This window comes from Pantoea deleyi (assembly GCF_022647325.1).
Classification (GTDB): Bacteria; Pseudomonadota; Gammaproteobacteria; order Enterobacterales; family Enterobacteriaceae; genus Pantoea; species Pantoea deleyi.
The window spans coordinates 2,277,740-2,290,766 of record NZ_CP071405.1; the positions used below are offsets into that span (position 1 = coordinate 2,277,740).

11 protein-coding genes are annotated in these 13,027 nt (G+C 51.3%); 2 read left to right on the plus strand and 9 right to left on the minus strand.

Annotated features, from left to right (window positions below):
- Nucleotides 1–290 precede the first annotated feature (290 nt).
- Nucleotides 291–656 (plus strand): hypothetical protein, encoded by a 366-nt coding sequence (locus J1C59_RS10720; protein ID WP_128084713.1) that lies wholly within the window; start codon nt 291–293, stop codon nt 654–656.
- Complete coding sequence (locus tag J1C59_RS10725) at nt 653–2,089, plus strand: YdcF family protein (protein WP_128084714.1); 1,437 nt, start codon at nt 653–655, stop codon at nt 2,087–2,089. The genes J1C59_RS10720 and J1C59_RS10725 overlap by 4 nt, the downstream gene beginning before the upstream one ends.
- Before the next feature lie 819 nt (nt 2,090–2,908).
- On the opposite strand, the gene J1C59_RS10730 is transcribed toward J1C59_RS10725, so the two are convergent.
- The 9 genes from J1C59_RS10730 to J1C59_RS10770 all read right to left on the minus strand — a co-directional run bounded on the left by J1C59_RS10730 (nt 2,909) and on the right by J1C59_RS10770 (nt 13,018).
- Nucleotides 2,909–3,793 (minus strand): hypothetical protein, encoded by an 885-nt coding sequence (locus tag J1C59_RS10730; RefSeq protein WP_128084715.1) that lies wholly within the window; start codon nt 3,791–3,793, stop codon nt 2,909–2,911.
- A gap of 65 nt (nt 3,794–3,858) precedes the next feature.
- Entirely contained in the window at nt 3,859–4,107 is a 249-nt protein-coding gene (locus tag J1C59_RS10735; protein WP_128084716.1) for an acyl carrier protein, read from the minus strand.
- 10 nt (nt 4,108–4,117) lie between these two features.
- Nucleotides 4,118–6,199: a hypothetical protein gene (locus J1C59_RS10740; protein WP_140917072.1), complete on the minus strand. Its 2,082-nt coding sequence runs from the start codon at nt 6,197–6,199 to the stop codon at nt 4,118–4,120.
- 21 nt (nt 6,200–6,220) lie between these two features.
- A complete protein-coding gene (locus tag J1C59_RS10745) occupies nt 6,221–6,688 on the minus strand; it encodes a hypothetical protein (protein ID WP_140917073.1) in 468 nt (155 codons plus the stop codon).
- A gap of 20 nt (nt 6,689–6,708) precedes the next feature.
- Complete coding sequence (locus J1C59_RS10750; protein WP_167498260.1) at nt 6,709–7,809, minus strand: IpaD/SipD/SspD family type III secretion system needle tip protein; 1,101 nt, start codon at nt 7,807–7,809, stop codon at nt 6,709–6,711.
- A gap of 63 nt (nt 7,810–7,872) precedes the next feature.
- Nucleotides 7,873–9,117: a type III secretion system protein gene (locus J1C59_RS10755; RefSeq protein ID WP_128084720.1), complete on the minus strand. Its 1,245-nt coding sequence runs from the start codon at nt 9,115–9,117 to the stop codon at nt 7,873–7,875.
- A gap of 50 nt (nt 9,118–9,167) precedes the next feature.
- Nucleotides 9,168–11,219 (minus strand): type III secretion system translocon subunit SseC family protein, encoded by a 2,052-nt coding sequence (sctE, locus tag J1C59_RS10760; RefSeq protein ID WP_128084721.1) that lies wholly within the window; start codon nt 11,217–11,219, stop codon nt 9,168–9,170.
- 2 nt (nt 11,220–11,221) lie between these two features.
- Entirely contained in the window at nt 11,222–11,773 is a 552-nt protein-coding gene (gene sicA / locus J1C59_RS10765) for a type III secretion system translocator chaperone SicA (RefSeq protein WP_128084722.1), read from the minus strand.
- A 132-nt stretch (nt 11,774–11,905) separates the two neighbouring features.
- Nucleotides 11,906–13,018, minus strand: coding sequence for an EscU/YscU/HrcU family type III secretion system export apparatus switch protein (locus J1C59_RS10770; protein ID WP_128084723.1), 1,113 nt, complete (start codon nt 13,016–13,018; stop codon nt 11,906–11,908).
- Nucleotides 13,019–13,027: the final 9 nt, after the last annotated feature.

Sequence of the window (13,027 nt, forward strand, 5' to 3'; positions counted from 1 at the left end):
GGATTTTTTTTTGCATCATCATTCATTTCGTCATCACACCGTTTTGATGAATTCATCACGCCTCTGACCGCTTTAAGCTGCTCCTCACAGAATGGTTGCAGCGTAAAGGCTGGCCAAAAAATTACCAAAACATACCCATTGTGTAGCCCTGGACGTGTAATTTTTCCGCAATCAGTCAGCTGCCTGCAGCGTAATAACCCCGCCCCACTTTCACAATCTTCAGGATACGGCTTAGCAAGGCGCTGCATCCGTTGCCGTCAAACTCACCTGATTTTTAAGCTGGCAACGCGATGCTCAACGCTGCTGACCATTTTGTCTGGCCTGTGCACAAGGCCCTCTGCGTCGCAGGACAGAGCATAAACAGGCACCGAATCCTCAGCAAATCGGAAAGATATGAAGCTGTTTCGAAAATAGTCGTAGCACCTGCATTTGCGGAACTGAACGTTCAGCCCAGGCCTGTTGTTAAAGAGGCAACACAGCATTCGCCTTATTTCAGGCCATGGCACCGGGCTATTCCTAACGAAAAAGAGACTTTAATTTTCCAGAAAAACGGGGCCCTTCAACCTGTGCCAGAAAAAGGCGTTTTATTAAATAATCCTGCACACCCGTCATTTATATTATTACTTCATTTAACTGAACAGACAGGTTCATCATGATAACATCTGCCACACACTCCCCCCTCATTGACTCTGCGAATTTGTCACGAAAAGAGCAGCCCGTAACGTCTCAAAATAAGGCTGCGGCTGAAACAACCTTTATTAAAAAAATGGACTATGTCAGTAACTCCGCCTCAACGTCAAAAATGAGGAAACATGATTCTCCGGTAGAACGCAAAATAATGCGGATTAAAGAGAGAATTGCCCGATGCACCTTAAAAACGGCAGAAAAGAATCCAAAAGAGCTGGCGATGGCCCGGCATCCCGGAACCCGATTTCTCGCCAACGGAAAAACGCTGCACCACTCCGTTAATGGCGGTAAGCATCTCGCCGATAACCAGACCGCAAAGGTCATGCAAAAACTGGTCAATGCAGGCTACGCTCTTCAGGCGCAGCCTAAAGCCGTCGCCCCCCTTATGAACGAATTACAGCCGATGGAAGCAGCCTTTAATATTGCTGCCCGCGGGAAACTGGATGTTCTGACACAGCCGGTGGCGTTGCATATTAATACCGGTGATAACGGCAAGGTGATTTCTCTGAAGACAGCGGGAAAACTAACCGGGCAGGAATGGCTGAGTGAAAACGATAAACCAGGGACTTTCTTAGTGCTGAACGGCAACAATGATGAAACGTATGTCGCTCATGTCGCTAAATTAGCCGGTTCGGCTAAACACCTGCAATTTATTACCAGCGGATTTGGCGGGCATGGCACCACCGATCGCCATCACATCGCCGTAAACAAAACTGAAGCGGGTCGGTTTAAAGAGATTCTGGTCGGGAATGGTGTTGCGGCGGAAAAAATCCACACCGACCATTTTTCCACAAACAGTGGTCAGAACTCCATTAACGTGGCGGATATTCTTAATGACATGATCCGGGAAAATAAACCGTGCAATAAAATTATTATAGCCGGAACGCCTGCGGCCGTATTCCGTCAGACCTACACCTATGCGCAGCAGCTGAATATTCCTGCCTTTGGCGAAAACGATGGCGAAGAGAAGATCGCGTCCCCTGGGCCCACTGGCGAGCGCGATAACCACTATGTGATTGAGTCCTTCCCGTTTGCCGATTCAGGGCAGTACACCACCACTGCCGATAACCTGGCCGTGCTTCGGGAATTCAGCACAACCCTGAATTACATGGCAACGACGACGTTTCTGCCCGCGGATAAAAACCTTTACCCGGATAGTTTCTTTCATCATGCCGTAAACAGCATTCAGACGACCGCTCAACAGCTGGAAAAAGAAGCCGGAAACGTGGCTCGCTACGGCGACAGTATTGCGGCGATGAAAGACGTTACCATGGAGATGGTCGGTCGCCTCAGGAATGATACCCTGACGGAAAGCGATATCAGTAACATCAAAAAGGTCGACACCTTCTTCCGCAATCTGTTTAATCCGCTGGAGTTAACCTTTACGCGTCGTAATCTCTGAATCTGGTTTGAGGGTGTAAAGGGATGTTCTGTCAGCATAAGGATTAGAAACCAGGGGTGACCCATAAAAACACGCCTCCCGATATTCATTCGGATACCGGGGACGCACTTTATGGCGTCCCCTGCTTCGATGATAACAGCGGCTGGCAGGTATCCGGATGACGGAGCCTGATGAGGATATCCGCAATGCTATGAGCAAGCTGGTTGAACGCGTTGATCCCCTTTGGATGGCGCTCCTCAGGCAGGATTAGCGATGCTGGCTGACGTCAGAGCACCCACGAACGGGAAAGGCGGGCTCCCGGAGCCTGTGCACCCTGACACCTGTGGCATCGTGCCTGCATTGAATCTCTCCGCTGAATGCTTACCACGCCAGCCTGGCCATAACCGGAGCCTGCACTGTCTTTCACAGGAAACAGCTCCGGGATAAAAATCGCAGTATAGGCAGGCAACTTCTGGCTGACATCCGGAAAGAAACACTTCCGTGAAACCGCACAGTTGTGACGCTGTATATTTGTGGCAGCGTTGCGGGTGTAAACTCTTTAACGGGCTAAAGCGCCGGGTCATTGCAGGGACGAGCTTAAAACGCGCCGCAAACCGCATGCGCGCAAAAGCATCAGTAAACCGGTGCTCAGTGGCCAGCCGTGGACGGTATGCCGGCATTAATCAGCCATGACTTTCGTCACCCGGCCTCACCAGCCTGGGCGACGCCAGCCCCTGGGCTGAAGCTAAGGAAAAAGTCTGCCGCATGTTGGTCACCGGCAGAGATTAACGTTAAAAGGCCTGCTAAGCAGGCCTTCTGTGTGTTCCGGAAATACGGGAGTCAGTGGGATCGCAGGAAGGCCGGTTTCGGCGGCACACCAGGCGGGCAATGGTCCAGCAGAGCCGTGAATGCTGTCAACGCCTCATCTTTTTCTTTATGACGCAGCGCTATTTCTGCCGGGGTAGTGGCGAGCATTAGCTTTGAATCTAAATCCAATGTTTGTGCGATACCCACCACGCCAACCACGGAAGGGTCGTGCTGACGGTTCTCCATGTTGAGGTTTGCCAGCGAGACTTCTTTATATTTCCGCATGACGGAAAGTAGCGAAATAAATTTATCCTTATTCTCCATCACGCGGGGATCGGAGGAATTAAACTTCTGCTCAAAAATTTTATTCACTTCAGACCGGTTGTCCTTATTGGCCACCAGCGCCCTGCGCTCTTCCGGAGAGAATTTATTGTCTGCCAGCGTTTGCCCCATCCATTGCTTAACTAAAAAACCGGCTTCGACATTATTAATTTCGTCACTTCTGACCGCCTCCAGCAGTGCAGCCGGATCGGTCAGACGTTGATTAAATTCACTGATTTTATGCTTTGGACTCTGTCGGAACATACCATTTATAGAGCCAGGTTCAGCCTCCATTTTGCGAATGAGTTCCTGACAGAATGTTCTGGTATCGACGACCGAAACAGGGGCAAGCATAGTCACAGGCCGTGTTGACACCGGCGTTTCGGCGGCCGGGTGACGCATCCTGTCACTAAGACGATGGAAACCTGCAACGACCGCGTCTTTCATCGTGACCAGCGAGTTGCAAACTTTTGTCACGCAGGAAAGAAAGCCCTGCCGGACGCCGTTGATGGCACTCCCTGCGGCCATCGCGGCTTTGGCACTCGCGCTTACCATCGCATGGTACAATTCAGCAGTCGGAATCGGCATTGTCATCATGACATCATTTCCTTATTAATTGACTGTCGCCCTCCCTCTGTTCAGGCGACATTGAATGAACGGCGTCAGGCACTTTCCTGTACGCGCTGAATAAGATCCGCCACGGTCAGGCGACTACTGATCTCTGACTCAGGGATCGTTACGCCTATCTCTTCGAGCCGCATAAGAAGATCGATAAGCTCAACGGAGTCCATCGTCAGGTCAGTAATTAAACTGTCCTCCGGTTTAATCTTTTCTGGCGGAACGCCGTTAACCTGATAAATGAGGTACAAAACCAGCGAAACCACCTTTTTATCAACCACTACGTCATTCATGGTGAGTCACCTATTGCTCGCGCCGGCGTATGAACTCAGCTAACTTTTCCTGAAAAGGAAGGCGTTCTTTGTCCTGTTCAGTTCTCTTATTTTCCAGCGCATCGAATTTAGAGTGATCTCGTGGCCTTATCCGCGACGTCACCGCATCCAGTTCGGCTGGGTCAGACTGGGCACCTTCAGGAACGAAATTCACCGGCCTGGTCTCTCTGTTCCATAAATTCACAGTGCGCACCGTGGTATAAACACGGTCGTTGCCGGACCGCTTCCCGGACAGGTTTGTGGCCGCCGTATTCATCCGTGTCGGCTGGAAAGCTTTAGGTGCAGATTGATGGCTGACCTCCCCACCCTCCTTGCGAACCATCGCGCCCTCCGTTGAATCCCTATCTGGGTGAGCCGTGTCGATACCTGCGGGTACGCTGCGCGCTGCCGAAGTGTCATCCGGCACCTGATAATGGAGGGATAAGTCCGGCTCAGGCTTTTTCAGGCTCTCCGTCAGGCGCTTCTCAGCATGATGGTCCGAAGTGGATTCGGTTTTTTCCGCTTCTGAAGCCACGGCACCGCTTTTATCCAGGTGAGCGAAGGCTGAAGGAGACCTCTGCTTCAAGGCTTCAAACTTATCCGCCAGCGTAACGACGTTTCCACCTGCCCGCGCAGGTGGCGTCTCCGTCCCGGAGGGTACAAAATGCGTCGGCGTTGGCGATCTGCGATTCAGCGGGTCGATGGTGCGTGAAGTGGTGTAAACAGACGCACTGCCAGATAAAGGCGTGCGGCCGTCCGGCGCCTGTTTGTCGCGCAGCATACCGCCATCAACGGTGTCCGCGTCCGGATGATGTGCATCCTGCCTGCCGGACACCTCGCCGTCGACTGCCGTCTGCAGCCTGTTTTCTTCAGCCACCCTGACTGGCGGTTGCTGAACATCGGGTTGAGGGCCAGGCGTTGCATCGTTAACCGTTTCCGTATCAGGCGCCCCCTCAGTCTGCGTCGCGATGTGCTCTGATTCAGGCCGGGTTGTCTGGGTTTCAGTTTCCCGCCTGGCGACGTTTTGCTGCGGCACATCGACAGCCTGTTCTTGCCTGTAACCCTGTACACCGGCCAGATGTCCCAGGAAGTTGCTACCGTCGCCAATGCTGGCATTGAACAGGTCTTTAATCAGCCCCACTTTTTCAACATTGGTCAGCCCGGAATCAAGAATGTGCTTAACAATTGTCGCGTTGGAGTCGACGGGCGCGGTGTTCGTCGCACCTGTTGCGTGGCTGATATCGCCAACACTTCCCCCCTGGCTGGTGATATTGAGGGTAATGCCGCCCTGACCTGGCCCGGCTGGAATAAAGAACCGTTGGTTATCTGCTCCACCGTCCGGGTTGGGATCCTGGATCTCTGGGCCCTGGGGTGCCGGAGACACCGGATCCGCCTCATAAAATGTCAGCGTCTTTGAAATCGCGGCACAGTCGTTGACGAAAAAGTTCAGCTTCTGAGCCATCTTTTCCCAGGGCTGATCGGGCTGCGTCAGCCCTTCAACGTCGTGCTTTAGCGTCGATTTGCAGACATCCAGACATTGCTTAAAAATGGCCTTGTCCTGCGTATCCACTGCCTTCGCCTGGTGATGATCTTCCCAGGTCTCCATACAGTGTTGAATATAGGTGTTGACCACCTTCTCAAAAGCCCCCTCGCTGTATTTTGAAACCAGGCCTGAGAGTTCTTTTGCGACTTTCTGCTCTTTGCTTTCATTACCGTTAGCGTCGGCTAATTTCTTACAGACTTTGTTGAGCCTGGCGAGATCCTCTGCATTACCGCTGTCCTGCACATCCTGATAGATAACACCGATAAGCGTCCTGATCTTATTTCCTTCCGGACTTAACGTTTTCTGCAGGAAGTCAGCGGGAAGATTTTTTTGCGCCTCATGCAAAACAAGTTTTTTTGCATTCACGGTCTGATGCGGCTGTTGTTTAAAGAGGGCTATGGGATCATTTTTACCTTCTTTTACCAGATTGATAAAAGCGGGCCTTCCCGTCGCGCATGCTGAGCTTTCCATGCCTCTGGCATAGATAGATTGAATATCCTGTCTGACTGCACCATTAATAGATCCAGGCATAATATTAACTCCTCCACTGTCCTATGTGTTTACGTTGATGCAGGGCATAAAGCACCGGGTAAAGAAATTTAACAGCCGCTGAAAGACGGTTTTATCTGGCTTATCACTCATCTTCGGGTAGTGACGATGTCTGTCAGGCTGCACAATTACATTTTTATCCGCATGATCCTTCCTGTACAAAGAGGCTTCTTTCGGGACCTCTGTCCGCAGATAAAAAAAATAGCGTTGTGCAGCACAAACACCCTCACCAGGTAATGAATAATGCGCTTCTGATGTTGACGCATAGTCAAAATGGGCTTTAAAACTGCCCTGTGAGCAGTCAGACGACCAGCTGTCCGACCGTCTTAAAAATGTGTCTGGCTCCGGAAAATTAACCTGCAATCCCGAAACGCGGCAGGCGAATGCACCATAGTTTTCATTGACGCCCTGAGTCAGATAAATATCCTGTCTTAAACTTTCCTGCGATGCGAACCTGTAGATGCTGTTCATATAACCCACTCAGCCCGTTTTTAACCTAAGGCTTTAAGAACGTCTTTTGCACATTCCGCCAGGGAAGTAATTGCACCACTCAATACTTTATTTAAATTATCGAATGTGCTGTTTGCCTGGCTATAACGTTGGGCAAAAGCCTGCATATTACTTTGCAGGGCGCTGCCGCCTGCATTAAAGGAGGCAAGCCAGGCCTGATAGCTGGCAGTAGAAACTTTACCATTGCTGATACCTGATGGATGATCAGGCGCGGCGCTGTACTGATCCAGGTTGAATTCGATTTTACCGCTGTCATCTACTTTAAATGCGGGTGCAAGCGTGGTCTCCATACTTTTACGCTCATCTGACGTCATTTTACTCCAGTTCTTTACGCTGCCCAGATCGATACTTTTAATTTCCTTCCTGAAGTTTGTATACCCGCTACTCATGAGGGACGCATCGAATTTAACATTATTACCGTCATCACCGGTAGAAACGGCTTTGGAGGCGGCCCCCTGTACGTGCGTATTATAGGCTTCGTACATTTCCGTATATTTCTGCATTAAATCGGCATAGAAATCTACGTAATCGTCTTTGATTTCTTTAATAGCGAGGGCCATGCCCGCCCACAGATCGGCGTAGCTGGTGTGGGTGGAAATTTCGGCCTCATCGCCCTCCGATGCCGATTCCAGCGCCGCTCGCTGTTTCCCGGCCGAGAACTGGCTCAGGGAATAACTTGCCTTAGTCCGGTTTGTGACGATCTCGCGCTGGATGTCCGATAAGGCCTGAGCGCTGCTCTTCACGCGCTGTTCCTGAGCAGCGATCATCTCAGTAACGTCATCCGACGGTTGCGCGCCGTCACTGGCCGTTTTGAGACGGTCCAGTGAGGCAAGCAGTTTGCTGTTATTAAAATCTTCGCCGCTGGTATCCAGACCATACTGACCCAGCAGTGCCCTGATCTCATCTAACTTATTCGCCTTATCAGGGGCATTCAATCTGGCAATAAGTTCTTTGATGAGTTTCGTATTGAGTTCCGACGTTGAACCTGCGTGGGTTTCCGCCATCGGCGCAGCCTGAGCAGCGTTGCTATCAACGGGATAATAACTAACGGGGTTGGCTGCAACATGATTTACGTTAAGCATTACGTCATCCCTTTCAGGCAACGTATGCCAGACCTCCAGCATACGTTGCTTGTTTCTTCAGCGTTAGCGTGTACGTTCCGCGATGGAAGATACCGCGCTGTTGTTCGCATTGAGTATGGTGTCGGTCATCGTTCTGATGGCCGCATTGGTCTCTGCGGCCTTTCTGGCCGTTTGACTCTGGGTATTAGCCAGTTCGTTATTCACATCACGATCGGCACGGGCCAGCTCTGCCTCTTTCTGTTTTTCAGCGGCTGATACGCCAAATGCCCCTTCAATAGCGCCCTGTCCGGAACGCACGCCCTGGTTGGCGTACTCGGCGGTAATACGGCTCTTCTGCGTTGCAAGCTGCACTGAATTGTGGGTATCCCGCTTAAGCGCGCTGGCATGCATATCAGCGGCCTGCGGATGGGTCATGGTGGCTTCAACATCACCGGACAGCTTTTTGTTCTGATGAATCATGCTGTCTTTGCCGCTCTTAATGGCGGTCTGATGCTCACGAACACCCAGCTCCAGGTTGCGGGCGGGTTTCAGGTTTTTGGTGATGGACGCCCCTTCTTTGTTGAGCGCTTTCATCTGGGTCGCAGTTGTTGCGCCCTGACCGGCAATGCCCAGCGCGCCAGAGGTGATTGCCCCGTTGAGATTCTGTCGGGCCGCCTCAATGGTTTTATTGCCGGCGCGAGCCGCCGCATCCATGCTGCGATTTGTTGCCGCCGCCGCCGCTTTGTTGGCATCCCGTTCAGCATTCAGCATGACGGTAGTGATGGTATTGCTCAGCTCGAGCTGCTTCATGGAGCCGACGACATTGATGAACCGCGGGCCGGCTGCATCTGCGGCGGTGATATCCGTGCCGCCTTCAACCGCGGGCTGCGAACGCGCCTGAGAAGAAGAAGAGGATGCGTTGCTCACGGTGGAGTGGCTGTCACTCTTACCCGTCTCTGCCGATTTATTATTTGGCTGCGTAATATTAATCTGTGACGTTAATACGCCAGGCACGGAAGCTGCCAGGCGTTCAGCTTTATTGGCATCCCCTTCCCCTGCGACGGATAATTTCACCGTTTTAGCCGGGGTATCCGTTTCAGTCTCTCCCCCTTTCCGTTTCTGAGCCGCCGATGACGCATGCGTTGTATCGGTACGCAGACTCTGCTTTTCCATCATCAACGACAGCATGCCCTCTTTTTTGGCGAGATCGGACACGTCCTGGACATTTCTTTTCTCTTCCTGAACGACAACACTTTTTGTTTCGGTCTGAACGTCCTGCACGCGTGCATAACGTTCTGACGCACCAGCACCAATAGTAATATCAGACATAATTGATAAAGCTCCTTTATAGTATTGCGGGTAAAAGTCGTCCCGCCGTTTTATCCGGCAACGGCACTCATCTGTTTAGTGATATATTTACCAGCCTGCGCCTGATTTTCTGCCACCGTGGAAATATTGCGCACAATCTCACTGACCGATTCCATTCGATGGGTAAAGCTGTCGATGGCGCGACTCATCATTTCATTAAGCAAATCCTGAAGGGCCGCGTCATTCATCATGTCAGCTCTGATTTTCGACGCTTCCAGCTGCATACTGGCCGCAACAATTCCGGTCGCCGCCTGGGCTGAGGTATTGATGACACTCAGACCGAGAACAGCCTTCTGGCTGTAATTTGAAACTTTGGCCATTTGCAGTTCGTTTGCACCCAATGAACGGCCAAACCCTTGACTCAACCGCTTCATGACCTGGCCGACAGCACTGTCCATCAATTTTTGCAGGGTCGTTTTCGTGGCTTTTTTAGCCACTTCTTTCCCTGTATCTTTCGCCACTTCCTTCACCACAGTGCGCACCACGTTTTTGGTGATGTCCTTTACAACCTCTTTTTCTAATTCAACAGCGACATTTTTGCCCATGGTCTTACTGGCTTCTTCTGCCACGTTGACCCCAATCTTTTTCATTACCGTGCCAAACACTTTGCTCATCACGCTACCCGCCACCATGACACCGGCGACCAGTATTGCCGCCGCCGCAATCGCGCCGAGGATTTGACCCACCATATCTGCCGTTTCTTTATCGAAGCCGAGGGTCTGAAGAATGGCTGAGTAATATTTACCCATGATCTCCATCAGCGGTTTCACGATCGCATCCATCAGCGGCTGCATCGCGTCGGCCATAAACGAACGGCCGGTTACGGCCTGGCATATCTCATCACCAACTGCCAGGGCCAGCCCGACGGCCGCCAGTGCCAGAGATGCGCCACCGGTGAAGGCCGCAGCGGCAAAGCTGACCGCCGTAATAACCCAGCCCAGCACCTTGCCGACGCAGCCCATCGTCTTCTGCATTTCTTCCGCTTTACGGACCTGTTCTTCGTACTCTTTGGCCTTTTTCTCTGCGTCTTTGGCCGCTGCTTCCGCCAATTTTTGCTTCAGCTCTGCCGACGCCTGAAGATCATCGCTGGAGCTTTTATCAATCAGCTGCGCCATCAGGGCCATAAGGAACGTCAGGGTTTTAGACTCTGCATCCGCCTCCTTACGCTGATGTTCAATGATGTTTTGCTGCTGCGGGTTGAATGAATCAATCATGATCTGCGACCGGGTCTGCGTCGCCTGTAATGCCAGTCGTGAGCTTTGCTCTGCCGCTATTGCAGGATTCAGCGTCTTAGTCGCAAAGTTGTTATAAGCGGTCGTGGCCTGGGTGAGGTTAGCCTGCGCAGCGTTCACCGCCGTTCTGGCAGCATCGATCCTGCCCTGTAATGCTGCCGACACCGGGGTCTGTTTCGCGGCCTCAGCCTCAAGTGCCGCCAGTTTTTGTTGTGCGTCATCAAGCGCAGACTGCGCCTTTCCGGCATCCTGTGAAAGTGCGTCAGCCTGCTTTTGCAACGCCTTCAGGGCGTCCGCATCGCTTGCCCACTGCGTTCCCTGCTGCTCTAACCGGGCGGCCATTTCAGAATAGGCATTTGCAGCGCCATCCATCATGACGTTGATACCCTGCAACTGACCAAGCAGAGTATTCATCGACGTTTCGTTCGTAAGCTGCATCACTTTCCCGAGCAATGCCGTTGCCCAGGCCGAAGCCGAGATCTTCGCTTCGCTGCCGCTGTCTGCCGCAGCAGGATCACGGCTCACCGGAGACGTAAGCTGCGGTATCTCCTGGTTGTTTAAGTTCGTCTCCGGGGTATTCCCGTTGACCGTATTAATCGTCGACTTCAGCAGCCTGAGCAGCTGGTCGGGCTGCAGGGTGCGCAGCGCGCCCTTGACCGAATTCAGCTGTGGATGATCTTTTAATTCTGCTTTGCCGAGCCGTTTTGCCTGTGCGGTCTGTTTTTTTAACTCAACGTCTCCCGCATTCATTCCCGCCTGATGTTTGTCTGCCGTCTCCTGGGTGGCTTGTTCCGGAATGACGGGTTGCGTCACCTGCCTGATTATCTCCATATTTATTCCTCATTAGGTTTCTCCTCTTCAGGAGGATCGGACTTGTCATGATTTATTTTATTCAGCGCAGAAATGTAAGCTTTCGCCTTTTCACTTAATACCGCGTCTTTACACCTGCCAATAACAATATCGAAGCATTTTCGGGCCTGCACACCCTGTCGCAGCATCAGGTTACATTGACCCGCATAAAACATTGGCCGGTAGTCTTCTTTCGATAATGAATAAGCCAGGGCATAAAACTCGATAGCTTTGGCATAGTTCTTTTTAAGCTGATAGACCGCCGCAAGACCCATTGCATATTCAGGATTATAGAAATCATAAATACAGAGAAAGCGGAACAGCGACTCAGCATCGTCCAGCTTGCCATGATGATAAAAATCATACGCCAGCTTATAAACGTCCTGCATCGTGTCCTCAGGTACGGCATAAACGTCTTTAAGCGTCGCCCCGTTCTGAATAGCATCCAGCAGGCTGTCAGCATAAGCATCAAGTTGCTCATCACTTTCAAAATCTTCTTCGTCGTTGAGTAAATCCAGCATATTCTTATCAGCCATTGCAGCCTCTTTCCTTGTTAATTGTTAACATCCTGAATCAGCCAATTAAGCAAAAGGCGAGCAGTGAAGAAGATAAAATCATCTTACTTTTACGCCCCGCTATTTAATACAAAAAAACCGCACAGCTGTCCGCTACAAGTGGTCTGCTGGCGGTTGCTGTGTTTCCGGCAATACCGACCCGGCCTCCTCGTCGGCGATCGCCATCTGCGTCATGCCCGCGGCTTCGACCTGGCGTAACCAGATAAGAATGTCCATCACGTCCATCAGCACCTCATCATTCAGCGAAATGAAACTGTACTGGCTATAGGTGCCATATAGCCTGCGGGTCAGCGGAATATTGCGTACGACCGGCACGCCGATTTTTTCCGCATAAGCAATCGCCGCTTTGGCTTTCATATTGGTACAGCGCAGCGCAATAAACGGCAGGGATGCCACTTCCGGGTTAAAATAGATCGCCATCGCGATGTGCGTTGGGTTTGCCATCACCACCTCGGAATTTCTGACCGCCGCCATTTCCTCGCCGGAAAGTATCTCCTGGTGCACGCGCCGCCTGGCACTTTTAATCTGCGGATTGCCGTCGCTCTCTTTACGTTCCTGTTTGACCTCATGTTTATCCATTTTCAGATCTTTGAAATGGAGAAAATATTCCACGATGAAATCTGCAATCAGTACAAAAACGGACCAGCCGACAAATACCAGCACGGCCTTTAGCGTCAGCGACACCCAACAGGCAATAAGCCCGGCGATATCGGTCCGATAAAGCGTTAATATCTGGCGAAGGTCGTTGTGAATCAGGCTATAGCAGGTCGCCGCAAACACAATGAGATAGCAAACTGATTTCACCAGCTCTTTTACCGTGCGCATGCTGAAGATCTTTTTTACCCCTTCCACAGGGTTCAGCGCCTTGAAATTCAGCTTTATGGCTTCCGTTGCAATAGAAAAACCCGTCTGCAGTAAAGTTGCGCCCATCCCCATTAATGCACAAAGCGTAATAAATGGCAGGCTCAGCAGAAAGAAAATGCGCATTAAGCCCATGAGATAATCATTTATTCCAACCTGAGTGCTGTACAGCAGGGTCATGGCGTAAAAATGGGTAAAGTCACTGAAACTCATGCCATAGGCCAGATAAAAGCATCCGGTCAGCAGGATCACCGTGGTGATAAGATCTTTGCTTTTAAACGTCTGACCTTTTTTGGAGGAGTCCCTGCGCTTTTTACTGGTAGGCTGCTCTGTTTTTTCTGCCATAAACGATCT

What these genes read in the sequence shown, in the direction of transcription:
- sctE (WP_128084721.1), bottom strand. Translation starts at nt 11,219, where the DNA reads ATGGAGATAATCAGGCAGGTGACGCAACCCGTCATTCCGGAACAAGCC.
- J1C59_RS10730 (WP_128084715.1), bottom strand. Translation starts at nt 3,793, where the DNA reads ATGATGACAATGCCGATTCCGACTGCTGAATTGTACCATGCGATGGTA.
- J1C59_RS10740 (WP_140917072.1), bottom strand. Translation starts at nt 6,199, where the DNA reads ATGCCTGGATCTATTAATGGTGCAGTCAGACAGGATATTCAATCTATC.
- sicA (WP_128084722.1), bottom strand. Translation starts at nt 11,773, where the DNA reads ATGGCTGATAAGAATATGCTGGATTTACTCAACGACGAAGAAGATTTT.
- J1C59_RS10755 (WP_128084720.1), bottom strand. Translation starts at nt 9,117, where the DNA reads ATGTCTGATATTACTATTGGTGCTGGTGCGTCAGAACGTTATGCACGC.
- J1C59_RS10735 (WP_128084716.1), bottom strand. Translation starts at nt 4,107, where the DNA reads ATGAATGACGTAGTGGTTGATAAAAAGGTGGTTTCGCTGGTTTTGTAC.
- J1C59_RS10720 (WP_128084713.1), top strand. Translation starts at nt 291, where the DNA reads ATGCTCAACGCTGCTGACCATTTTGTCTGGCCTGTGCACAAGGCCCTC.
- J1C59_RS10725 (WP_128084714.1), top strand. Translation starts at nt 653, where the DNA reads ATGATAACATCTGCCACACACTCCCCCCTCATTGACTCTGCGAATTTG.
- J1C59_RS10750 (WP_167498260.1), bottom strand. Translation starts at nt 7,809, where the DNA reads ATGCTTAACGTAAATCATGTTGCAGCCAACCCCGTTAGTTATTATCCC.
- J1C59_RS10745 (WP_140917073.1), bottom strand. Translation starts at nt 6,688, where the DNA reads ATGAACAGCATCTACAGGTTCGCATCGCAGGAAAGTTTAAGACAGGAT.
- J1C59_RS10770 (WP_128084723.1), bottom strand. Translation starts at nt 13,018, where the DNA reads ATGGCAGAAAAAACAGAGCAGCCTACCAGTAAAAAGCGCAGGGACTCC.